20 protein-coding genes are annotated in these 22,423 nt (G+C 69.3%); 9 read left to right on the top strand and 11 right to left on the bottom strand.

All coding sequences use genetic code 11. The annotated features are described in order from the left end of the window. Positions 1-16: 16 nt before the first annotated feature. From gnd to dnaA, 3 genes are all read right to left on the bottom strand, one after another. Entirely contained in the window at positions 17-901 is an 885-nt protein-coding gene (gene gnd / locus KKZ08_RS19470; RefSeq protein WP_223775665.1) for a phosphogluconate dehydrogenase (NAD(+)-dependent, decarboxylating), read from the bottom strand. A gap of 89 nt (positions 902-990) precedes the next feature. Further along, positions 991-2,121 carry a DNA polymerase III subunit beta gene (gene dnaN / locus KKZ08_RS19465; protein WP_223775664.1) on the bottom strand — a complete coding sequence of 377 codons (1,131 nt, stop codon included), beginning with the start codon at positions 2,119-2,121 and terminating at the stop codon, positions 991-993. Between the two features lie 989 nt (positions 2,122-3,110). After that, positions 3,111-5,015, bottom strand: a complete 1,905-nt coding sequence (gene dnaA, locus KKZ08_RS19460) for a chromosomal replication initiator protein DnaA (RefSeq protein WP_223775663.1) — start codon at positions 5,013-5,015, stop codon at positions 3,111-3,113. Positions 5,016-5,382: 367 nt separating this feature from the next. On the opposite strand from dnaA, the gene rpmH reads away from it, so the two are divergent. The 9 genes from rpmH to KKZ08_RS19415 all read left to right on the top strand — a co-directional run bounded on the left by rpmH (position 5,383) and on the right by KKZ08_RS19415 (position 12,282). Further along, on the top strand, positions 5,383-5,520 hold the full coding sequence (gene rpmH, locus KKZ08_RS19455; protein ID WP_006381191.1) for a 50S ribosomal protein L34: 138 nt from the start codon (positions 5,383-5,385) through the stop codon (positions 5,518-5,520). A gap of 21 nt (positions 5,521-5,541) precedes the next feature. Continuing rightward, the gene (gene rnpA / locus KKZ08_RS19450) at positions 5,542-5,913 is read left to right on the top strand and encodes a ribonuclease P protein component (RefSeq protein ID WP_223775662.1); all 372 of its coding nucleotides are present in this window, start codon (positions 5,542-5,544) and stop codon (positions 5,911-5,913) included. Next, positions 5,910-6,266 (top strand): membrane protein insertion efficiency factor YidD, encoded by a 357-nt coding sequence (yidD, locus tag KKZ08_RS19445; protein WP_223775661.1) that lies wholly within the window; start codon positions 5,910-5,912, stop codon positions 6,264-6,266. Before rnpA ends, yidD begins: the two co-directional genes overlap by 4 nt. Before the next feature lie 3 nt (positions 6,267-6,269). Next, on the top strand, positions 6,270-7,571 hold the full coding sequence (gene yidC / locus KKZ08_RS19440; RefSeq protein ID WP_223775660.1) for a membrane protein insertase YidC: 1,302 nt from the start codon (positions 6,270-6,272) through the stop codon (positions 7,569-7,571). Positions 7,572-7,585: 14 nt separating this feature from the next. Next, on the top strand, positions 7,586-8,101 hold the full coding sequence (locus KKZ08_RS19435; protein ID WP_223775659.1) for a R3H domain-containing nucleic acid-binding protein: 516 nt from the start codon (positions 7,586-7,588) through the stop codon (positions 8,099-8,101). 100 nt (positions 8,102-8,201) lie between these two features. Continuing rightward, on the top strand, positions 8,202-8,921 hold the full coding sequence (gene rsmG / locus KKZ08_RS19430) for a 16S rRNA (guanine(527)-N(7))-methyltransferase RsmG (RefSeq protein WP_223775658.1): 720 nt from the start codon (positions 8,202-8,204) through the stop codon (positions 8,919-8,921). Between the two features lie 256 nt (positions 8,922-9,177). Beyond that, positions 9,178-10,254, top strand: a complete 1,077-nt coding sequence (locus KKZ08_RS19425) for a ParA family protein (protein WP_276573898.1) — start codon at positions 9,178-9,180, stop codon at positions 10,252-10,254. Next, on the top strand, positions 10,251-11,360 hold the full coding sequence (locus tag KKZ08_RS19420) for a ParB/RepB/Spo0J family partition protein (RefSeq protein ID WP_223775657.1): 1,110 nt from the start codon (positions 10,251-10,253) through the stop codon (positions 11,358-11,360). The genes KKZ08_RS19425 and KKZ08_RS19420 overlap by 4 nt, the downstream gene beginning before the upstream one ends. A gap of 304 nt (positions 11,361-11,664) precedes the next feature. Further along, entirely contained in the window at positions 11,665-12,282 is a 618-nt protein-coding gene (locus KKZ08_RS19415; RefSeq protein WP_223775656.1) for a GNAT family N-acetyltransferase, read from the top strand. Positions 12,283-12,352: 70 nt separating this feature from the next. On the opposite strand, the gene trxA is transcribed toward KKZ08_RS19415, so the two are convergent. From trxA to KKZ08_RS19380, 8 genes are all read right to left on the bottom strand, one after another. Continuing rightward, complete coding sequence (gene trxA, locus KKZ08_RS19410) at positions 12,353-12,685, bottom strand: thioredoxin (RefSeq protein ID WP_223775655.1); 333 nt, start codon at positions 12,683-12,685, stop codon at positions 12,353-12,355. A gap of 41 nt (positions 12,686-12,726) precedes the next feature. Next, positions 12,727-13,689, bottom strand: a complete 963-nt coding sequence (gene trxB, locus KKZ08_RS19405; protein WP_223775654.1) for a thioredoxin-disulfide reductase — start codon at positions 13,687-13,689, stop codon at positions 12,727-12,729. A 128-nt stretch (positions 13,690-13,817) separates the two neighbouring features. Next, on the bottom strand, positions 13,818-14,309 hold the full coding sequence (locus KKZ08_RS39005; protein WP_346657888.1) for a hypothetical protein: 492 nt from the start codon (positions 14,307-14,309) through the stop codon (positions 13,818-13,820). Further along, on the bottom strand, positions 14,258-14,779 hold the full coding sequence (locus KKZ08_RS39000; protein ID WP_346657887.1) for a hypothetical protein: 522 nt from the start codon (positions 14,777-14,779) through the stop codon (positions 14,258-14,260). The genes KKZ08_RS39005 and KKZ08_RS39000 overlap by 52 nt, the downstream gene beginning before the upstream one ends. Beyond that, positions 14,776-15,540: an RNA polymerase sigma factor SigM gene (sigM, locus tag KKZ08_RS19395; protein ID WP_263303350.1), complete on the bottom strand. Its 765-nt coding sequence runs from the start codon at positions 15,538-15,540 to the stop codon at positions 14,776-14,778. Before sigM ends, KKZ08_RS39000 begins: the two co-directional genes overlap by 4 nt. 41 nt (positions 15,541-15,581) lie before the next feature. After that, positions 15,582-17,294, bottom strand: a complete 1,713-nt coding sequence (locus tag KKZ08_RS19390; protein WP_223775652.1) for a protein kinase family protein — start codon at positions 17,292-17,294, stop codon at positions 15,582-15,584. A gap of 118 nt (positions 17,295-17,412) precedes the next feature. Then, positions 17,413-19,851, bottom strand: coding sequence for a murein biosynthesis integral membrane protein MurJ (gene murJ / locus KKZ08_RS19385; protein ID WP_223775651.1), 2,439 nt, complete (start codon positions 19,849-19,851; stop codon positions 17,413-17,415). Positions 19,852-19,898: 47 nt separating this feature from the next. Continuing rightward, the gene (locus KKZ08_RS19380; RefSeq protein WP_223775650.1) at positions 19,899-22,250 is read right to left on the bottom strand and encodes a DUF6049 family protein; all 2,352 of its coding nucleotides are present in this window, start codon (positions 22,248-22,250) and stop codon (positions 19,899-19,901) included. Positions 22,251-22,423 lie beyond the last annotated feature (173 nt).

Here is a 22,423-nt window from a genome sequence, read left to right as displayed (position 1 = left end):
GTGCACAGGCTGTGGATCAGTGCTCGCTCTTGGACTCGACCGCGTGGCCGCCGAACTGGTTGCGCAGCGCGGCGATCATCTTCATCTGCGGGGAGTCGTCCTGGCGCGAGGCGAACCGCGCGAAGAGCGAGGCCGTGATCGCGGGCAGCGGCACGGCGTTGTCGATGGCCGCCTCGACGGTCCAGCGGCCCTCGCCGGAGTCCTGCGCGAAGCCGCGCAGCTTCTCCAGGTGCTCGTCGTCGTCCAGGGCGTTGACCGCGAGGTCGAGCAGCCAGGAACGGATGACCGTGCCCTCCTGCCAGGAGCGGAAGACCTCACGGACGTCCGTGACCGAGTCGACCTTCTCCAGGAGCTCCCAGCCCTCGGCGTAGGCCTGCATCATCGCGTACTCGATGCCGTTGTGGACCATCTTCGCGAAGTGGCCCGCACCGACCTTGCCCGCGTGCACGGAGCCGAAGTCACCCTCGGGCTTGAGGGCGTCGAAGATCGGCTGCACCTTGGCGACGTCGTCCTTGTCGCCGCCGTACATCAGGGCGTAGCCGTTCTTCAGGCCCCAGACGCCGCCGGAGACGCCGCAGTCGACGAAGCCGATGCCCTTGGCCTTCAGCTCCTCGGCGTGCTTCTCGTCGTCCGTCCAGCGAGAGTTGCCGCCGTCCACGACGACGTCGCCGGGCTGCAGCAGCTCGGACAGCTCGTCGATGGTGGACTGGGTCGCGGCCCCGGCCGGGACCATCACCCACACCACGCGCGGGCCCTTCAGTTTGCCCACGAGCTCTTCGAGGCTGGGGACATCCGCGAGGTCCGGGTTGCGGTCGTATCCGATGACGGTGTGACCTGCGCGGCGGATGCGCTCGCGCATGTTGCCGCCCATCTTGCCGAGGCCGACGAGACCGAGCTCCATCAGAGGTTCCTTCACTAGCGAGGTGGCGTTACGGCACTTTCGTACCTGCGTCCGAGCCTACGCCCGGACGCACGCACACACCTGTGGGCTCAGCCGCTCAGACGTACAGGCATGATCAGGTACTTGTAGGCCTCGTCCGCCTCGGCGTCCACCGCCGGCCTGCCGCTCAGCAGCGCGGGCTTCGTGGAGGTCGTGAACGACAGCTGGGCGACCGGCGAGTCGATCGCGCTCAGGCCGTCCAGCAGGAACGTCGGGTTGAAGGCGATGGAGATGTCGTCGCCGTCCAGCTGGGCGTCGACCCTTTCCACAGCCTGTGCGTCGTCGCTGGAGCCCGCCTCCAGGATGAGCACGCCCTGCTCGAAGCTGAGCCGCACCGGGGTGTTCCGCTCGGCGACCAGGGCCACACGCTTGACGGCCTCCACGAAGGGGGCGGTCTCGATCACGGCGACCGAGTTGAACTCGGTCGGGAACAGCGTGCGGTACTTCGGCAGGTCGCCCTCGAGGAGACGCGTGGTCGTCCGCCGGCCCGCGCCCTCGAAACCGATGAGGCCCTCGCCCGCGCCCGAGCCGGACAGGGCCAGGGTGACCGTGTCGCCGCTCGTGAGCGCCTTGGCGGTGTCCAGGAGCGTCTTGGCGGGCACCAGGGCGACCGCGGACGCGTCCGGGTTCTCCGGCTTCCACAGGAACTCGCGGACCGCGAAGCGGTAGCGGTCGGTGGAGGCGAGGGTGACCGTGTCGCCCTCGATCTCGATGCGTACGCCGGTCAGCACGGGCAGCGTGTCGTCGCGGCCCGCGGCAATGGCCACCTGAGCGGCGGCCGAAGCGAAGACCTCGCCGGGGACGGTGCCCGTCGCGGTCGGCATCTGCGGCAGCGCGGGGTACTCCTCCACAGGAAGCGTGTGGAGTGTGAAGCGCGAGGAGCCGCAGACCACCGTCGCCCGTACACCGTCTGTGGAGATCTCCACCGGGCGGTTGGGGAGCGCGCGGCAGATGTCCGCGAGCAGGCGGCCGGACACGAGGACCGTGCCCTCTTCGTCCACCTCCGCGTCCACCGAGACGCGCGCCGAGACCTCGTAGTCGAAGCTCGACAGGCTCAGTGCGCCTTCCTCGGCCTTCAGCAGCAGGCCTGCGAGGACGGGCGCAGGCGGCCGGGCCGGGAGGCTGCGCGCCGCCCAGGCCACCGCCTCCGCGAGTACGTCGCGTTCAACCCGGATCTTCACCGTAAGCCGCCCTCCTGCTGTTGCTGGCTGCTCTCGCCCGCTGGGCCTGTGGCCCTCGTCGTCTGACTCGGTGTCTCTCAGCCATGCCGTGGGAAGGACACCGGGGTCCAGTCTGACGCACCGCACTGACAGTCGGTGCCCGTCGGGGTCAAGTCGCGGCGAGCGGCGTCGGAGCTCCGGAGAGCGAGTTGTGCACAGGCCCCACTTCCAAACGAATTCCCCGGACTCTCTAGTTGGGAGTAGTAGTAGGGGCTGTGGAAACCGTGGATAACCGTGAAAGCGCTGGTCAGCACCGGTTTTTTATCCACTGCGCCTGTGGGCGGCACCCGTGGACAACCGGGGGTTTCTGTGGACGGGGGAAAGTTCTGCACACCCGATGCACAGGCAGGGGTCACTTCTCCCCAGCGCTGTCCCCAGCTTTACCCACCTTCCCCACAGGCCAACCACGCACCTTGGTGTGACGCCTTTCACTCGACCCGGTGAGGGGGCGCGTCGCGTTGCCGAACAGTGGACGGCCGTGTGGAGAAGCCACGGAAAGCTGGGGACAACAAGCCTGAGCCTGTGGGCCGGCGGTGGACAACGTCATGCACACCCTGTGGACGAAAAATTCATCCACAGCCTGTGGAGAGTCTTCGTCCACGAATCCACAACCAGCTGACCTGGCCTGATGATCCCTCAGCAGCGTCCCCTGTGGACAGCGTCTGGACAACTTTCCAGTCCCCAGGGTGTGGAAGCGAAAAAGTTCGAACATCTGTGGAGAACCCCCGCCTGAACAGGGGAAATCGAACACCGGGGGCCTGTCGTACGAGGACTCCGTGCGGTTGCGAGGGCCTCCACGCACGCCCCCAGGACCGAAAACCGGGCTTCGGGGCCTGCCCGAGACCGCCCTCACGGCGGGAAAACCGGCTCCACGCGCGCGTGGGCGACGAAAAGGGCGCCCCGGGGAGTTCGTATCCCGGGGCGCCCTCAGCGATGTGTCTGGGCGGCTGTCAGCCGTTCTTGATGCGGTTGGTGAGCTCCGTGACCTGGTTGTAGATGGAGCGCCGCTCGGCCATCAGTGCGCGGATCTTGCGGTCCGCGTGCATGACGGTCGTATGGTCGCGGCCGCCGAACTGCGCCCCGATCTTCGGCAGGGACAGGTCGGTCAGCTCGCGGCAGAGGTACATGGCGATCTGGCGGGCGGTCACCAGGACCCGGCTGCGCGAGGACCCGCACAGGTCGTCCACCGTGAGCCCGAAGTAGTCGGCGGTCGCGGCCATGATGGCCGGCGCCGTGATCTCCGGGGCCGCGTCCTCACCGCCCGGGATCAGGTCCTTGAGGACGATCTCGGTCAGCCCCAGATCCACGGGCTGCCGGTTCAGGGACGCGAAGGCCGTGACGCGGATCAGCGCGCCCTCCAGCTCACGGATGTTCCGCGAGATCCGCGACGCGATGAATTCGAGGACCTCCGGCGGGGCGTTGAGCTGCTCCTGCACCGCCTTCTTACGGAGGATCGCGATACGCGTCTCCAGCTCGGGCGGCTGGACGTCGGTGATCAGCCCCCACTCGAAGCGGTTGCGCAGCCGGTCCTCCAGGGTGACCAGCTGCTTGGGCGGCCGGTCACTGGAGAGCACGATCTGCTTGTTCGCGTTGTGGAGCGTATTGAAGGTGTGGAAGAACTCCTCCTGTGTCGACTCCTTGTCCGCGAGGAACTGGATGTCGTCGACCAGCAGGATGTCCATCTCGCGGTAGCGCTTGCGGAAGCTGTCGCCCTTACCGTCGCGGATGGAGTTGATGAACTCGTTGGTGAACTCCTCGGAGCTCACGTAGCGCACGCGCGTGCCGGGGTACAGGCTGCGGGCGTAGTGCCCGATCGCGTGCAGCAGGTGCGTTTTGCCGAGACCCGACTCCCCATAGATGAAGAGGGGGTTGTACGCCTTCGCCGGCGCCTCGGCGACAGCCACCGCGGCCGCGTGCGCGAAGCGGTTGGACGCGCCGATGACGAAGGTGTCGAAGAGGTACTTGGGGTTCAGCCGCGCGGTCGGCTCGCCGGGACCCGTCGCGGGGGCCGGCTGCGCGGCCAGCGGGCCGGGAGCGCCGCTCGACGAGGTGGGGCCGACGGGCCCGCCCCGGTGCACGCCGTGTCCGCCGTGGCCGGCATTGCCGCGATGATCACGGGTGTCGCGGTGATCACGAGGATCGCGGTGGTCGCGATGATCACCGGACGAGTCCTGCATGTCATGGCGCTCGCGCCGGTCCTGCGGCTCGGAGCGCTGCTGGTCGTACGGCGAGCGGTCCTGCGGCGGCTGCGAGCGGTAGTCGTGCTGCGGCTGCTGCACCGGGCCGGTGTACGGATCACGCTCGGGGAAGCCGAGCCGCGGCTGCTGCCAGCCGTAGTCGTCCTGGTGCTGCGGCCAGGCGCCGGGGGCCGGGCGCTGGTAGTCCGGGTAGGCGGGGCGTGCGGACGGCATCTGGTCGGACCGGGAGCCCGACTGGTGCTCGTCCGAGGGGCGGCGCCCGTAGTTCTCGTACGACTCGCGGCCCTGACCGGAGGCCGACGGCAGCTCCTGCTCTTCGTAGCGCTGCTGGTGCGACTGCTGGTGCTGGATCGGCGGTGCCGGCGGGCCCGCGGGTTCACCGACGGAATCGTCGACCGTGATCGCGATGCGGATGGGACGGCCGCACTCGCGGCTCAGCGTCTCGCTGACCACGGGCGCCAGGCGGCCTTCGAGTACGCCCTTGGCGAATTCGTTCGGAACGGCGAGCAGCGCGGTGTCGGCGACGAGCGCCAAGGGCTGGCAGCTCCGGAGCCACCGCTCGTCCTTCGCCTCGACGCCCTGGCCCCGCCCCTCACCCAGCAGATGCTCCAGAACATGTGGCCACACTGCGGCAAGATCGGCAGGTACGTCAGCCACAGGGCACGCTCTCTCACGGGGTCCCACGAAGGTGTGGTTCTTGGGACGGAAATCGGGATGGGGAGGGGGAAGGGAACGAATCGGAGTTCAGCCAAGGTAGTCAGGGCGACGGCTGCGGTTCAAGTTGTTGTCCACAGGCTGTGCACAGTGTCCCCTTCCAACGGTCGGTTTGACCGGATGGCGTAGCCCCGCGTACCGTGACCAGGTCGAGTTGTCGATGGCTGCTGCCGCCTGCCTCCGATGGGCAAAGATCACGATCTGTGATTGTGAAGCGGTGCACTCGGTGCGTATTCGCGAGCTTCTCGTGGGCGCACGGTGACAGCCAGGCGATGTCCCGCCACCACACGATCATTTCTGGAGCCCCCGAGTGAGCAAGCGCACCTTCCAGCCGAACAACCGCCGTCGTGCCAAGACCCACGGCTTCCGCCTGCGGATGCGCACCCGCGCCGGCCGCGCGATTCTCGCGAACCGTCGTGGCAAGGGTCGCGCCAGCCTGTCCGCCTGATCTCAGTCAGGTCATGACGTCGTGCTGCCTACCGAGCATCGGCTGAGGCGGCGCGAAGACTTCGCGACCGCGGTACGCCGAGGACGCCGGGCCGGACGCCCGCTCCTCGTCGTCCATCTTCGTAGCGGTGCAACGGACCCGCACGTGCCCGGGGAGACCCTTCCCCCGACACGTGCGGGTTTCGTCGTCAGCAAGGCCGTGGGCGGAGCCGTCGTACGCAACACGGTGAAGCGCAGGCTTCGCCACCTCATGCGCGACCGGCTGGCCTCCGTGCCCCCCGGTAGCCTGGTAGTCGTACGAGCGCTGCCCGGAGCGGGCGACGCCGACCATGCACAGCTGGCCCGAGACCTGGATGCCGCCTTGCAGCGGTTGCTGGGAGGGGGCGCGCGATGAAGTACCCGCTGTTGGCCCTGATCAAGCTGTATCAGTGGACGATCAGTCCACTTCTGGGCCCTGTGTGCAAGTACTACCCGTCGTGTTCCCGCTACGGCTACCTGGCCATCGACCGACACGGTGCGATCAAGGGGACGGCGCTCACTGCCTGGCGCATCCTGCGGTGCAATCCGTGGTCGCTCGGTGGTGTCGACCATGTTCCGCCGCGCAAGCGTCCGCGGTGGCACGAGATGCTGCGCGCCGCCTGGCGCGAACGCAAGGGCGGGCCCTCCGCCGCAGGCGGGCCGACCGGGGCTCTCCCCCTGAGCACGGCCGCCGAGACCGAGACCCCGTCCCATGCTCAAGGAGCCTGATTAGTGGACACGATTGCCAGTCTCTTCAGCTTTATCACGACACCAGTTTCGTGGGTCATCGTCCAGTTCCACTCGGTGTACGGGAAGCTCTTCGGCCCCGACACGGGCTGGGCCTGGGGCCTTTCCATCGTGTCCCTGGTGATCCTGATCCGTATCTGCCTGATCCCGCTCTTCGTGAAGCAGATCAAGGCCACTCGGGCCATGCAGACGCTGCAGCCCGAGATGAAGAAGATCCAGGAGCGCTACAAGAGCGACAAGCAGCGCCAGTCCGAAGAGATGATGAAGCTGTACAAGGAGTCGGGTACCAACCCGCTCTCCTCGTGCCTTCCCATCCTGGCGCAGTCGCCGTTCTTCTTCGCCCTGTACCACGTGCTCAACAGCATCGCCACGGGCAAGACGATCGGCGTCATCGACGAGGGGCTCCTGGAGAGCGCGCGTAAGGCGCACATCTTCGGTGCCCCGCTGGCGGCGAAGTTCACCGACAGCGCCGACAAGGTCGCCTCGCTCAGTGCCACGCTGACCGACGTGCGTGTCATCACCGCCGTCATGATCATTCTGATGTCGGCCTCGCAGTTCTTCACGCAGCGCCAGCTGATGACGAAGAACGTGGACACGACGGTCAAGACGCCGTTCATGCAGCAGCAGAAGATGCTGATGTACGTCTTCCCGATCATGTTCGCCGTCTTCGGCATCAACTTCCCCGTCGGTGTCCTCGTCTACTGGCTGACCACCAACGTGTGGACCATGGGCCAGCAGATGTTCGTGATCCGCAGGAACCCGACGCCGGGCTCCAAGGCACAGGCCGCCTTCCTGGAGCGTCTGCAGAAGCAGGTCACGCACCACAAGAAGGTGCGGGGCCGTGGCAACGTGAACGTCATCAAGGCGATCGTCGCCAAGGGCCGGGACCGCAACGAGTTCGAGCGCAAGTTCATCAACGGCCTGACCAAGGCGGGCCTCGCGGCCCAGGCCGACGGCACCGTGGTGGAGAGCGAGTCCGCGGTCGCCACGGAGACCGAGGACGGGGCCACGGCCGCCGGGGCCCCCAGGCGCCAGCAGCCCAAGCGCCAGAGCAAGGCCAAGCGCCAGTCCGCAACCGCGCAGGGCGCCGTCAAGCCGGACGGCGAAGAGGTCACCAAGACGTCGCTGGAGAAGGCTCAGGAGCAGCCTGAGGACGCCACCCCCGCCAAGCCGGCGGGCGGCAGCACGACGGGCAACAAGCCCGGCTCCGGTGCCCGCAGCAAAGCCAAGTCGGGACAGCAGCGCAAGGGCCAGCAGCGGCCCAAGCACCCGTCCTCCAAGAAGTAGAAGGAGTCCATCCCGTGACGGAAGGCACCACCACCTCCGCCGCAGCTGAGGCCGGCGACACCCTCACCCGCCTCGAGCAGGAGGGTGAGATCGCGGCGGACTACCTCGAGGGTCTGCTGGACATCGCCGATCTCGACGGCGACATCGACATGGACGTCGAGGCCGACCGCGCCGCTGTCTCGATCATCAGCGACACCGCCAGCCGTGACCTCCAGAAGCTGGTCGGCCGCGACGGCGAGGTCCTGGAGGCGCTCCAGGAGCTCACGCGTCTCGCCGTGCACCGCGAGACCGGTGACCGCAGCCGCCTGATGCTGGACATCGCGGGCTACCGCGCCCAGAAGCGCGAGGAGCTCTCGGAGCTGGGCGCCAAGGCCGCAGCCGAGGTCAAGAGCTCCGGTGAGCCGACCAAGCTCCAGCCGATGACGCCGTTCGAGCGCAAGGTCGTGCATGATGCGGTCAAGGCCGCCGGTCTGCGCAGTGAGTCGGAGGGCGAGGAGCCGCAGCGCTTCGTCGTCGTACTGCCCGCCTGAGCGGTACCGCGTATGCCCGGCCCCGTCTGTTCACAGGCGGGGCCGGTCTTTGTCAGCCTGATAGTCAGCCACCCCAGTGCGGTACGGAAGGACGGTCCCCGTGACGGAGGCAGCGGAGCTTCCCCCGGCGCCTGAAGAGGCCCGGACGGTATTCGGCGATCGCTTCGCGGACGCGGTCCGGTACGCGGAGCTGCTCGCCGATGCGGGAGTGCAGCGAGGCCTGATCGGTCCCCGGGAGGTGCCGAGGCTCTGGGAGCGGCACCTGCTGAACTGCGCGGTGCTGTCCGAGGTCGTGCCCGAGGGCGTCACCGTGTGCGATGTCGGCTCCGGCGCTGGGCTGCCCGGCATCCCGCTGGCCCTCGTCCGCCCGGACCTGAAGATCACGCTGCTTGAGCCCCTGCTGCGGCGCACGAACTTCCTCACCGAAGTCGTCGAGCTGCTCGGCCTCGACCATGTGACGGTCGTGCGGGGGCGCGCCGAGGAGGTCCTCGGCAAGTTGCCGCCGGTCCATGTGGTGACCGCGCGAGCCGTGGCGCCCCTGGACCGCCTGGCGGCCTGGGGAGTCCCTCTGCTGCGTCCCTACGGCGAGATGCTCCTCCTCAAGGGCGACACCGCCGAGGAGGAGGTCAAGGCCGCGGGATCCGCTCTGAGCAAGCTCGGCGCTGTCGGCACCTCCGTCCTGCACGTCGGTGAGGGCGTGGTGGATCCGCAGTCCACGGTCGTCCGGGTCGAGGTCGGGGAGAGTCCGGGTGGCGTGCGCTTCGCGGCGAAGCGGGCCAAGGCAGCGCGCACCGGACGGGCGCGGCGCCGCCGTGGCTGATTGACGGCAGGCTGTACTCCACAAAAGCTGCCAAACGTACGCATACCGGGGTGTCGCACCAGCGGCACCCCGGTTGCCGTGCATCGTGTTTCACGTGAAACGTCGCTCACTGCTGCATGGCATCATCAATCGCGGCCGCGCTGCGGAACCTCGCGACCGTCGGCCCCTCGGTTCCCTCGATAAGGGCACGGAGTTGTCCACAGAGGTGGATTCGTCCACAGAAGACCGGGCCTCGCTGGTTCATGACCCTCAAAGCATGGGAGGCTCTGTTCATTGCGAGCCTGATGTCGAGGAGAGTGAATCCTTGCGGTCCGACGCCAACATCGCGGGACCGATGACCGATCCGGTCCCCGGTCCCCGTACCGAGTCGGCGGGGGAGGATGTTTCACGTGAAACACCGACCCCGATGGACGACACACCCATCGGTCGTGCTGCCCAACTGGCGGTGGAAGCACTCGGTCGCGCCGGCGAAGGCCTGCCGCGCCCCGAGCGGACCCGCGTCATGGTGGTCGCCAACCAGAAGGGTGGGGTGGGCAAGACGACGACGACCGTCAACCTCGCCGCCTCACTCGCTCTGCACGGCGCCCGAGTCCTGGTGATCGACCTCGACCCGCAGGGCAACGCCTCCACCGCCCTCGGCATCGACCACCACGCCGAAGTGCCGTCCATCTACGACGTGCTGGTCGAGAGCAAGCCGCTCTCCGATGTCGTCCAGCCGGTGCCGGACGTCGAGGGTCTCTTCTGCGCCCCGGCCACCATCGATCTCGCCGGTGCGGAGATCGAGCTGGTCTCGCTGGTGGCGCGGGAGAGCCGGCTGCAGCGGGCCATCCAGGCGTACGAGCAGCCGCTGGACTACATCCTCATCGACTGCCCGCCGTCGCTCGGCCTGCTGACGGTCAACGCCATGGTGGCCGGCGCGGAAGTGCTGATCCCCATCCAGTGCGAGTACTACGCGCTGGAAGGACTCGGCCAACTCCTGCGCAACGTGGACCTCGTGCGGGGCCACCTCAACCCGAACCTCCACGTCTCGACGATCCTGCTCACCATGTACGACGGCAGGACCCGGCTCGCCTCCCAGGTGGCCGACGAGGTGCGCAGCCACTTCGGCAACGAGGTCCTGCGGACGAGCATCCCGCGGTCGGTCCGCATCTCGGAGGCGCCGAGCTACGGCCAGACGGTGTTGACCTACGATCCGGGATCGAGTGGCGCACTCTCCTACTTCGAAGCGGCACGCGAGATCGCGCTGCGTGGAGTCGGAGTGCGGTACGACGTCCAACACGCCCACACGGGCGCTCAGAACAACCAGCACAGCATGACGGAGGGGACGCAGTGAGCGAGCGACGGAGAGGACTGGGTCGAGGCCTCGGCGCCTTGATCCCCGCGGCCCCCACAGAGAAGCAGGTGCCACAGAGCACGGGTGCCTCGGCCTCCGCAGCCGGGCAGGTGCTCACCGCCGAGCGAGGAGTGGCCGCCGCGAAGGTCACCGCGCTTCCGCAGAGCCCTGTTTCACATGAAACGGTGGAGCCGCCGCAGCAGGCCACGGCGACGCCGGAGAACGCCCCCGTGGCCGGTGCGTACTTCGCCGAGCTGCCGCTGGACTTCATCTCGCCCAACCCGCGGCAGCCGCGCGAGGTCTTCGACGAGGACGCCCTCGCGGAGCTGGTGACCTCCATCAAGGAGGTCGGGCTTCTCCAGCCGGTCGTCGTACGTCAGTTGGGCCCCGCGCGCTACGAGCTGATCATGGGCGAGCGGCGCTGGCGAGCCTGCCGCGAGGCCGGCCTGGAGCGCATCCCGGCGATCGTGCGTGCCACGGAGGACGAGAAGCTCCTCCTGGACGCGCTGCTGGAGAACCTGCACCGTGCTCAGCTGAACCCGCTGGAAGAGGCCGCCGCCTACGACCAGCTGCTCAAGGACTTCAATTGCACGCACGACCAGCTGGCGGACCGCATCGGCCGGTCCCGTCCGCAGGTCTCCAACACGCTGCGCCTGCTGAAGCTCTCGCCGGCCGTGCAGCGGCGGGTGGCCGCAGGAGTGCTCTCCGCGGGGCACGCCCGGGCGCTGCTCTCCGTGGACGACTCGGAGGAGCAGGACCGGCTCGCGCACCGGATCGTGGCCGAGGGCCTTTCGGTGCGGGCCGTCGAGGAGATCGTGACCCTCATGGGGTCCCGGCCCCAGAGCACTCCCAAGCCCAAGGGACCGCGCGCCGGTGCCCGGCTCTCGCCGGCTCTGACCAGCCTCGCCACTCGGCTCTCCGACCGGTTCGAAACCAGGGTGCGCGTGGATCTGGGCCAGAAGAAGGGCAAGATCGTCGTCGACTTCGCCTCCCTGGAGGATTTGGAGCGCATCCTCAGCACGCTGGCTCCGGGCGAGGGCCCTGTCCTCCAGAACGGCCAGACCACGGACGCCGACGAAGACGCCTCCGAGGACGAGAAGGGCTGAGCCATAACGGCTGACCCGCCAGAGCGGGCCGTGTTCGGTCTATGCCGGATACGGCCCGCTTTTTGCTTTCTTGCGCTATCGAGGGAATCACTTCGTGGATACGATGCGATCAGGTAGGCGCATCCACCTGACGGCACCTCATTGGGGAGGCGAGGGCCATGCGGACGATGAGCCGCACCGGACTGATGACCGCGGGTCTGGGGCTGGGAGCGGTCGGCGGCTTCGTCGGCAGCCTGCTCCGGGAACGCAGCGCTCTGACAGCCGCCCGCAGCGCGGCGGGCGAGGAAAGGGAGGGATCGCCTTCATGGGGCGTCGGCTCGTACCGCTCACGCTGGACAACCTCCCAGACCTTCCCAAGCGCTGCCGGTCCTGCGTCTTCTGGGAGCTGGACCCGGTCAGCGGCCAAGCCGCGGTAAAGGCCGGGACGCCGGAGCTGGAGAAGGAGGCGTGGATCTCCGCGGTCCTGCTGGAATGGGGATCCTGCGGCCGGGTCGTCTACGTCGACGACGTACCGGTCGGCTTCGTGCTCTACGCACCCCCTGCCTACGTTCCGCGCTCCACCGCGTTCCCCACGAGCCCTGTATCCCCCGACGCCGTCCAGCTGATGACGGCGTGGATCATGCCCGGCTATCAGGGTCAGGGGCTCGGCAGAGTGATCGTCCAGACGGTCGCCAAGGACCTGCTGCGCCGAGGCTTCAAGGCGATCGAGGCCTTCGGGGACGCGCGCTGGGAGAAGCCGGCGTGTGTGCTGCCCGCGGATCACCTTCTGGCGGTGGGCTTCAAGACCGTCCGCCCGCACCCCGCTTACCCGCGGCTGAGGCTGGAGCTGCGGACGACGCTCTCCTGGAAGGAAGACGTGGAGATGGCGCTCGACCGGCTGCTGGGAGCGGTGCAGAAGGAACCGGCGCTTCGACCGCTCTGACGGACAGCACGATGGCCCGGTCCCTCGCGGGACCGGGCCATCGGTGTTTCACGTGAAACGACGTCGCTGACTACTCGGCGATGAAGTCCGCGAGGTCCCGCTCGATCGCGGCCTTCGGCTTGGCGCCGACGATGGTCTTGGCCACCTCACCGCCCCGGTACACGTTCAGGGTCGGGATGGACATGACGCCGTACTTGGCGGCCGTGCCGGGGTTCTCGTCGATGTTGAGCTTGACGACCTCGATCTTGTCGCCGTGCTCGGCCGCGATCGCCTCGAGGGACGGGGCGATCTGGCGGCACGGGCCGCACCAGGCGGCCCAGAAGTCCACCAGTACGGGCTTGTCGCTCTTGAGGACGTCCTCTTCGAAGGAGGCGTCGGTCACGTTCTTGAGGGTGCCGGTCACGGCAGTCTCCTTAGCTTGGTGCGGTGAGGGAAGTCGGGGGGTCAGACGGTGGCAGTCGCAGCGTTCTCGCTGTCGGCGAGGGCGGCGAGGAAACGCTCGGCGTCGAGGGCGGCGGAGCAGCCGGTGCCGGCCGCCGTGATCGCCTGGCGGTACGTGTGGTCGACGACGTCACCGGCGCCGAAGACACCGGTCAGGTTCGTCCGGGTCGAGGGCGCCTCAACCTTCAGGTAGCCCTCGTCGTCCAGCTCCAGCTGCCCCTTGAAGAGCTCCGTGCGGGGGTCGTGGCCGATCGCGATGAACAGGCCGGTGACCGGCAGCTCGGACGTCTCGCCCGTCTTGAGGTTGCGCAGCGTCAGACCGGAGAGCTTCTGGTCGCCGTTGATCTCGGCGACCTCGCTGTCCCAGACGAACTTGATCTTCGGGTCGGCGAAGGCGCGCTCCTGCATCGCCTTGGAGGCGCGCAGGCTGTCGCGGCGGTGCACGATCGTCACGGACTTGGCGAAGCGCGAGAGGAAGGTGGCCTCCTCCATCGCGGTGTCGCCGCCGCCGATCACGGCGATGTCCTGGTCCTTGAAGAAGAAGCCGTCGCAGGTGGCGCACCAGGAGACACCGCGTCCGGAGAGCGCGTCCTCGTTCGGCAGGCCGAGCTTGCGGTGCTGCGAGCCGGTCGTGACGATGACGGCCTTCGCGCGGTGCACGGTGCCCGCCGTGTCCGTCACGGTCTTGATCTCACCGGTGAGGTCGACGGCGACAACATCGTCGGGCACGAGCTCGGCGCCGAAGCGCTCGGCCTGGGCGCGCATGTTGTCCATGAGCTCGGGGCCCATGACGCCGTCCTGGAAGCCGGGGAAGTTCTCCACCTCGGTGGTGTTCATCAGCGCACCGCCGGCGGTGACGGCGCCCTCGAACACCAGCGGCTTCAGCGACGCGCGCGCGGTGTAGAGCGCCGCCGTGTAGCCGGCGGGCCCGGAGCCGATGATGATCACGTTACGGACGTCGGTCACGGCTTGATTCCTCGTCTCTGGGGACTGCTGCGTACTGCTGGTGGGGTGCCCTGTCTCAGGTACTCATCCCACCCAACGGATCCTACGGGGCATGCATTCCCCGCCGTGTCCGCGTGTACGGAAGCGTGTCAGCCCTGAGGGTAGGAATGCGTCAGCAACACCTTGCCCGCGCGCGGTGAGGACTTGCCCACGCAGGCGGCGTCGATGATGTAGGCGGACACCTGGCCGGCGTCGGAGTCATGGGGCACCACGACGAGGTACGCGCGCTTTCCCTCGTACGAGCCCTCCTCGGCCGCGAGGGGCACCCGTGGGCCGATGCCGCGCTGGATGCACTCCGGTACCTGGACCGATGCCTCACGCAACGGGGCTTCGTCCATCGGGGACTCGGGGCTGGAGCGCGTGTCGAAGGTCGGCTTGGCCCCTTCCTGCTTACCGCCGCGCGACTCCTTGACGGGGTTCTTGGCGAGGAGGTCGGCCACCTGTCCCTTGAGCTTCTCCTCGGAGAAGGAGTCCGCGCTGTCCCGGTGACCCGCGGGAGGGCTCTCCGGGTCCCCGCCCACGGTCTGCATCAGCAGAGTGCCGAGGCCGATGGCGGCAGCGGTGAAGACGGCGCCGAGCACGGCGGCACGGCGCCGTGTGCGCCGCGGAGGGCCACCGCGCCCCGGCCCGGTGGCCGCACGCGGTCGCCCGGCGGGACGATCACCGGGCGCGCCGAGACGGCGGCAGGTGCGGAAGGAGGCGATGTTTCACGTGAAACATGCGGCGCCGGGGTGCGTGCCGGCGCGGCGGAGGCGAGCTCGGGCGCCGCGGGCGTCGAGGGGCCGTCGGGGGCGGTGGCGTCCAGCAGCGCTTCGGCGGCCAGCGCCGCGTCGATGCGTCCAGCGACGTCGACGGGCATCCTCGGCGGGCCGGGCAGCGTGCCGAGCATGCCGCGGATCTCCTCCAGCGAGGCATAGACGTCGGCGCAGAGCGCACAGCCGTCCAGATGCCGTCGCACGTCGCTCGTGCGCGACGGGGAGAGCAGACCCTCGGTCAGGTCGGAGATCTCGGCGACCTCCGGATGCCCGGCCGAGTCGGTCGTGGCGCTCACGCTCGCCCACCTCCGCCCTTCACAGCAGCTGAATCGCTTGGTCCTGCATCCCGTGGTTCTGCATCCCGTGGTCCTGCATCCCGTGGTCCTGCTGCCGGTGGGACGGATGTCCCCTGCGTCCGGTTCCTTTCCGGGCCGGGGCTCTTGCTTCCGCCGTCCTCGCCGCCGTCCCCGTCCCGCGCGGGTGACTCGGTACGGAGATGAGTGAGCAGCGGCAGCAGTCTGGCTCTCCCTCGGGAGCAGCGGCTCTTGACCGTGCCGGTGGGGACGTCGAGGACGCGGGCGGCCTCAGCGACGGGATAGCCCTGCATGTCGACGAGGACGAGGGCGGCCCGCTGGTCCTGCGGGAGCGTCCCCAGCGCCTCCAGGAGCTCACGGTGCAGATCGTTCCGCTCGACGGGGGCGGCAGCCGACTCCTCGGGCTCCAGGAGCTGCTCGAGACGCTCGGTGTCGTCGATGGGGGAGGTCTTGCGGGAAGCCGCCTTGCGGGCCCGGTCGAGGCAGGCGTTGACGGTGATCCGGTGCAGCCAGGTCGTCACGGCGGACTGCCCGCGGAAGGTGTGCGCCGCGCGGTAGGCGGAGACGAGGGCGTCCTGCACCGCGTCGGCCGCTTCCTCGCGGTCCCCGAGGGTGCGCAGCGCCACGGCCCACAACCGGTCCCGGTGGCGGCGGACGAGTTCACCGAAGGCGTCCTTGTCCCCCGCGACATGGCCGGCGAGGAGGTCCTGGTCGCTCATGTCAGCAAGTGCGGTGCCGTCCACCGTCGGCCCCCTCCCCCCAGTGCGCTGCGCCGAGCCGGTCCTCAGCCCTTGAACTTCACGTCCGTGATGGCTTGCTTGAACCCTGCCCTGTAGTACCCGTCGGGGCCGGACTTCGGCACCGCGGTCACCCACAGGAGCACGTACTGCGACTTCACGGGCTTCTTGGCCTCGATCTTCGCGGTGGTGCCCGAAGTGGTGGTGCCGCCGATCTTCTTCATGGAGCTGATCGGTGTCGACGGTGAGAGCGAATCCACGGCGTACAGCGTGACCGTGGTGTGGGGTCCGCCGTACTGAAGGGCTATCGACGCCGCCGAGACATCCTGCTCCGAGCCGAGGTCATAGACGATACCGACACCGGGCTTGTACGGGGCCAGCGCGGGACCGTCATTGAACGTCTTGGTGCGCCAGAGCGAGGCCCGGTCCTTGTCGTAGGTGTTGCCGACGCTTTCCGGATCCTGGGGGGAGCCCTTCAGGACGTACTCCTGCGCGCCCTCGATGCTGATCGGCTTCTTGGGCTTCGGCCGGTCCTTGTCGTCGCCCTGGGTCGTCTGCGTGTCGTTGGCGTCCCCGGAGTTCTCGCGGTCCATGAGCGCGTCCGCGAGCTGCCAGCTGCCCAGGCCGAGCGCGGCGATGAGCAGCGCGGACACGGCCCACTTGAGGGCCCGGCCGGTGCGGCTCTGCAACGGGGGCGGCGGGGTGAGCACGGGCTGGGTGGCGCCGAGGTGGGGCACGGGGCGGCCGTAGCTGCCCTGCTGGTACGTGGTGCGCTGGTACTCGGGGGGCGCGGTGAAGGCCGGCTCCGGCGGGCGGATGCGGGGCATCTCACCGATGGCCTTGACCAGCTCCTCCGGCGTCGTGCACGGCGGGTCCTGGCGGGAGGCGGTCGCGCCGTCATTGACGAGCGCCCGCATGGCCAGTTCGGAGAGGCCGCGGTGGACGCCCGCGCGCACCTGGTCAGGGGCGATGAGGCCGATGTCCTTGGGCAGCCCGGAGAGGCCGTAGGCGTCGTCCTCGTAGGGCCAGCGCTGGGTCAGCGAGGCGTACAGGAGAGCGCCGATCGCCTCCGTGTCCGTGCGCTGCGGGGTGTCGGAGCTGATGCCGCGCAGGGCCGCGTTCACGGCGAGGCCGCGGATGCGGTACTGGCCGGAGGAGGTGCGCAGCACGGCGCTCGGGGTCAGCCGCAGATGGGCCAGCCCTTCGCGGTGGGCGGCCGCCATGGCCTGGGAGATCTGGCTGACGAGCTGGTACGCGTCGTGTGCCTCCAGCGGGCCCGCCGCGAGGACCGCGGTGAGCTCCGTGGCGTCCGGGAGCCACTCGTGGACGACGTAGACGAGGTCGTTCTCCTCGACAGCGTCCAGGACCTGTACGAACCGCGGGTCGCCGAGGAGGGCCGAGGAGCGGGCCGCCGCGAGGACCGAACGTGCCCGCGGGTGGTCCGCGGGCAGCAGGTGGACGCCGACGGCACGGCGGAGCTTCTCGTCCACCGCGCGCCAGCTGCTGAATCCGTCCAGACGGGTGACGCACTCTTCGAGCCGATAGCGCCTGGCGAGCTTGTGGCCACTGTGCAGTTCGGGGGGTGAGGAGGCCCCACGGCTCATGGGCTTCTCTGTATCCGCCGCGTCATCGTCTGCTGCCGTGTCCCGCTCCCGGGTCTGGGCCACCCCGTCGGCCGTGGGCTGCTCCGCCTTGGCGGTCAGCGGCTCGTCACCGCTGTTGTCTGCCACGTCGACGGCAGCCGTGCTCCGTTCCGCCACCGTCGCTCCTGCCTCCCCATCCGTTGCGCTACGTCAGACGCCAAAGCCAATTGTGCCCACAGTCCGGTGCTATGCACGACACGCGGTGGCCGGCGATGGTTGTGCGGTACTCCTCATCTCAGCGACCGAGACGGCCTCGGACCATGCCCACCATGGAGTTGAGCTCCTCGATGCGCATGCGCTTCGCGGCGACGAAGAAGACTCCCAGCAGTACGGCACCGCCCGCGACCAAGGCCGCCAGCGATCCGAGGACACCCTGTCCCAGGCTCTTGGTGATCGCGTACGCGGCGCCGCCCGCGAGGATCGCCGCGGGCAGCGCGGCGATACCGAGCCTGGCATACGTACGCAGTACGCGGGAACCGTCCAGGTCGCCGCCGAGCCGCTTGCGCAGCCGCTGCCAGGCGACGCCCACGCCGATGGCGTACGAGAGGCCGTAGGCGGCGGCCATGCCGGTGACGGCCCAGCGGGTGGGCAGCGCGAAGTAGCAGGCCGCCGAGGCGGCGGCGTTCATCGCGGCCACGATGACCGTGTTGTAGAAGGGGGTGCGCGTGTCCTCGTAGGCGTAGAAGGCCCGCAGCACGACGTACTGCACGGAGTAGGGGATCAGGCCGAGACCGAAGGCCATCAGCATGTAGCCCATGTTCGTGGCCTGGGCGCTGCCCGAGGAACCGAAGATCAGCGTGCACATCGGGATGCCGAGCGCGACGAACCCGAAGGCGATGGGCACGATCGCGACCGCTGTCGTGCGTAGGCCCTGGGAGATGTCGTCACGGACGGATCCGGGGTCGCCGTCCTGGGCCGAGCGGGAGAGCCGGGGCAGCAGGGCCGCCATCAGGGACACCGTGATGATCGCCTGCGGGAGGCCCCAGATGAGCTGGGCGTTGGCGTAGGCGGAGAAGCCGATGCCACTCGTGGAGGGCAGGTCGGTGGTGGCTGCGGTGGCCAGCTGGGTGACGACGAGGGCGCCCGCCTGGTTGGCCAGCACGAACAGGATCGTCCACTTGGCGAGCTTGGCGGCCTTGCCCAGGCCGTGGCCCTTCCAGTCGAAGCGCGGACGCAGCTTGAACCCGGTCTCGCGCAGGTACGGGATCATCGCCAGGGCCTGCACGACGAGACCGAGCAGGACACCGAAACCGAGGAGGCGCTCGGCCTCCGGCGGGATGCTTTCGACGTTCATGCTGGACGACGCCGAGGTCCCGTACACCCCGATGAACATGCCGAGCGCGGCGATGATGACGATGTTGTTGAGGACCGGGGTCCACATCATCGCGCCGAACTTTCCGCGCGCGTTGAGGATCTGGCCCATCACCACGTGGATGCCCATGAAGAAGATCGAGGGCAGGAAGTAGCGCAGCAGCGTGGTGCCGACCTCGGTCGCCGCCGGGTCGTTGGCGACCGGGACGGACATCACGCGCACCAGCTGGGGGGCGAGGACGATGCCCAGGGCGGTGAGCAGGCCGAGCGCCACCATGACGAGGGTCAGCAGGCGGTTGGCGTACGCCTCGCCGCCGTCCTCGTCCTCCTTCATGGAGCGCACCAGCTGGGGCACGAAGACGGAGTTGAGCCCACCGCCGACGGTGAGGATGTAGATCATCGTCGGGATCTGGTAGACGACCTGGAAGGTGTCGCCGAGCAGACCGACGCCGAGCGCCGAGACGATCAGTGCGGAGCGGATGAAGCCGGTGAGGCGCGAGACGAGCGTGCCTGCCGCCATGACGGCACTGGACTTCAGCAGGCTCGCCGCGCGGCCCCCCGACTTGGGGGCCGGTGTCGGTGTCGGTGCCGGTGCTGGTGCCGGTGCTGGTGCCTGTGCGGGCGTGGGAGCCGGGGCCGGCGCGGGGGCGGGGACGATCGGCTGGTCGGCGGGCGTGTAGCCGCCGTTGACCGGCTGCTGGTAGCCGCCGCTCTGGGGGTAGCCGGAGCTCTGGGGATAGCCACCGGTCTGGGGGTAGCCACCGGTCTGGGGGTAGCCGTTCTCCTGGGGGTAGCCGCCGTTGCCCTGCGGATAGCCGTCGCCCTGGGGGTAGCCGTTGTCCTGCGGATAACCGCCCTGCTGGTAGTCGACCTGCTGGCCGCGGTAGCCGCCGGGCTGCTGGTCGCGGTAGAGGTGCGCGAAGGCGTCCGGCTCGTGGCGCTCCTCGCCCGCCTGGGTGACCAGGTCGTCGACGCCGACGAACTGCGTCGTACGGGCGTCGTCGCCGTACGGAAGGTGCCGGGTCGGGCCCTCCGGCTCGGGGGCCGGCGTCTGGGCCCACACGCGGGGGTCAGGGGCGTGCTCGGGGGCGGCCGGCGGGCCGTAGAGCGGCTGCTGCGGGTAGGTGCCGGGCGGCGGCGGGGGGTGCGCCGCGCGGTCGTAGAGCGCCTCGGTCACCGGATCCTGGGCGGAGAGGTCCCGCGCCCGGTAGGGGTCCTCCTCGTAGGCGTCCTGGAGGTACGCGTCGGGCGCGGGCTGCGGTGGAACCTGCTGCCCGTAGTCGGCTGAGTCCTGCGGCGGGCCTCCGGGCGAGGCAGGGCCGCCCGAGCCCTGGCCACGGTCACCGTCGTACGGCGCGTTCATGGTTTACCCCACCTCATCGTCCCCGGGCCCACCGGCCACGACATCGCTCAACGGTCCACTCTCTCACCCGTGTCCGACGGGTCGGTGCTTTCCGGGGCGGTGTCCGGTGTCGGGTCACTCGGCTGCTCGGGGTCGCCTTCCCCGGACGCGGGACCGGATCCCCCGTCGGGACCCTCGTCGGGGCCTTCCTGCACGGCGGGCTTCCGCGCCGCACGCTTGCGCTGCGTGTACATCCGGAAACCGGCGAGTACGAGCAGGAGGAGACCGCCGGCGATGACGAGCATCACCGCGGGAGTGACCTCGGTGACATTGACCTCAAAGGCCACTGGCTCCCCGTAGGGCTCGCCGTCCTCCGTGTAGAGCTGGGCATAGACCGGGACCGGGCCGTTGGCGTTGGCCGTGGTGGTGAACTTCACCGACTGGGAGTGACCGCCAGCGACCTCGATGGGGATCTCTTCGTACTGACCGTCGCCGATCTTCAGGCGGGTGGGGTTCTCCGAGAACAGCCGCAGGTTCAGGTGGCCGACGCCCTGCACCAGGTTGTTCTGCACCGACACCGGGATGGTCGCGCTGCGCCCGGAGAGCTTCGCGTCGGACCTCTCGATCAGAGCCACCTGCTCGGTGAGCTCCCGCAGGTAGTTCTTGACGCCGGCCTGGTAGGTGGTCGCCTCCGACGGGCGGCCGCGCCAGGACGTCGACATCTCGCGGTCTATGGCCCTTCCGAAGGGCGTGACCACGCGGTCCTTCTCGGTGAGGATCACCTGGAAGCGCTCGAGCATGCCCTGGGTCTCGTGGATCGACTCGAACGCCGACCGGGGCAGCTCCTGCTTGCGCAGCGCGGCCGGGTAGGACCCGGTCGACGGGACCCGCGTCGTGGCCCTCGGGTCCGGCTTCGCCTTCGCCGCCGTGGTCAGGTCGTCGAACTCCGACCACTGCCCGTCCTGGAGCGTGGTCAGCGCCTTCGCCATCGCCTGGGCCTGACTGGCCGTGGGCATGCGCTGCGGCGCGACGACGATGCTGCGCTGCCTGCCGGGGTCCTGGAGGTTGATCATCAGGCTCTGGGCGACGAACTCCTGGACGGCCAGCGTGGAGTTCTCGGCTTCCGTCATGTCGCCCTGGAAGGCCGTGGAGAGGCGTGCGTCGGCCACCACGGCGGTCGTACCGCCGCCGATGGGCCGGGCCGCGGTCGGGGAGTACGTCAGGCCGTCGGTCTCGCGGAGGCTGTCACTGCGGGCGATCACCGTATGGGCGCCCGCGGAGGTCGAGACGTCGACGATGGACGGGTCGATCGCCCCGTCGGCGGGCCACGCGAAGTCCGTGCTCGGCTTCACGTGGAGGATCGTGTCCACCGCGCTGGCTCCCGCGTCGGTGGCCTCCTTGAGGTGGCTGAGGGACCCGGTCACGGCCCTGCCGTTGTGCGCGAGGGACGCGAGGTCGGGGTCGGCGAACGGCAGCGCGACGACCTTCTTGCCCTTGACCGCGGCTTCCAGGTCGTTGAGCCAGGCGGTGGCCACCGCCTGGTGCTTGCCCGCCCTGGTCGTCCGTCCGTCGGGGTTCTGGATCCGGTAGCCCTTCGTCATCGCCTCGACGGAGGCGAGCAGGTCCGGATCGATGACCCAGGTGACGTCGAGGTCGCTGCCGAGGGCCAGGAGCTGCTGGAGACGGCCGCCCGGCGCGAGGTCGTCGGCCAGTTCGTCGTTCCTGAAAACAGGCGTCTGCTGTTCGTCGGACTCGGTCTTCGCCGTGAGGTGCGTGTCGGCGATGAGCGGCCACAGGTAGGTCGTCTTCGTCTTCGTGTCGACGGCCTCGGTCTGCCACGGCAGGAAGGTGCGCTCGATGCCGAGCACCTGCGGGTAGGGCTGCGCGGCGTTCTGGCCGGTGAGGGCGACGCTCAGCTGGTAGACGCCGTCGGCGCCGAGGTGCAGGGCCTTGACGGGCACGGAGACGCTGAAGTCCTGCCGGACGCCGGGCACGAGCTTGGCGAACTTGTCGACGTACTTGCCGCCGACCTCCGTGCCGTCGAGCCCCGGCTGGAAGCCGGTGCGCTTCGCGGCGCCGTCGATCTCACTCCGGCCGCCGAGGGGCGCCGATCCCACCCGCAGCCTGACCTGGGCCCCGGTCACCGTCTGCTTGCCCTGGTTGGTGACCGTGCCGGAGACGGTGATCTTGTCGTCTTCGTCGGGAGCGGTCGGGGTCAGGGCGTCCAGCGATACGTCGACGGTGCCGGAACCGGTGGCGTCGGCCGGCGCGCTCGGCACGGCGGCGTGCGCCACGGGGCCGACCGGGGCCTGTAGGAGGCCGGCCAGCAAAGGGGTACCCACCAGCAGTGCTGCGGTGCGCCGCAGCCACCGGCGGGCAGGTGAGGGGCTCGTCCCCGGGAAGTCTGCCGCCTCGGCCACGCGTTCGCCCGTCCCTCGTCGTCAGTGGTCGTCGGTTGTGCGTCCACGCATGGTAACGATGCGCGCTGTGACGAAGTGCCGCGGTCTGCTCCACATGATCGCAAGACCTGGCCGGGACGCGGCGCGAGCCCTGGACGGCGCGGACGACCCGGCGGTAATCGGGTCGGCCCCGG

It is taken from the genome of Streptomyces sp. 135 (genome assembly GCF_020026305.1).
GTDB lineage: Bacteria > Actinomycetota > Actinomycetes > Streptomycetales > Streptomycetaceae > Streptomyces.
The sequence above is the reverse complement of the archived record's forward strand: the minus strand, read 5'-3'. Positions and strand labels throughout refer to the sequence as shown.

Coding starts and splice junctions, on each gene's coding strand:
- gnd (WP_223775665.1), bottom strand. CDS start 901: ATGGAGCTCGGTCTCGTCGGCCTCGGCAAGATGGGCGGCAACATGCGC.
- yidD (WP_223775661.1), top strand. CDS start 5,910: ATGAAGTACCCGCTGTTGGCCCTGATCAAGCTGTATCAGTGGACGATC.
- KKZ08_RS19425 (WP_276573898.1), top strand. CDS start 9,178: ATGGGAGGCTCTGTTCATTGCGAGCCTGATGTCGAGGAGAGTGAATCC.
- KKZ08_RS19415 (WP_223775656.1), top strand. CDS start 11,665: ATGGGGCGTCGGCTCGTACCGCTCACGCTGGACAACCTCCCAGACCTT.
- murJ (WP_223775651.1), bottom strand. CDS start 19,851: ATGAACGCGCCGTACGACGGTGACCGTGGCCAGGGCTCGGGCGGCCCT.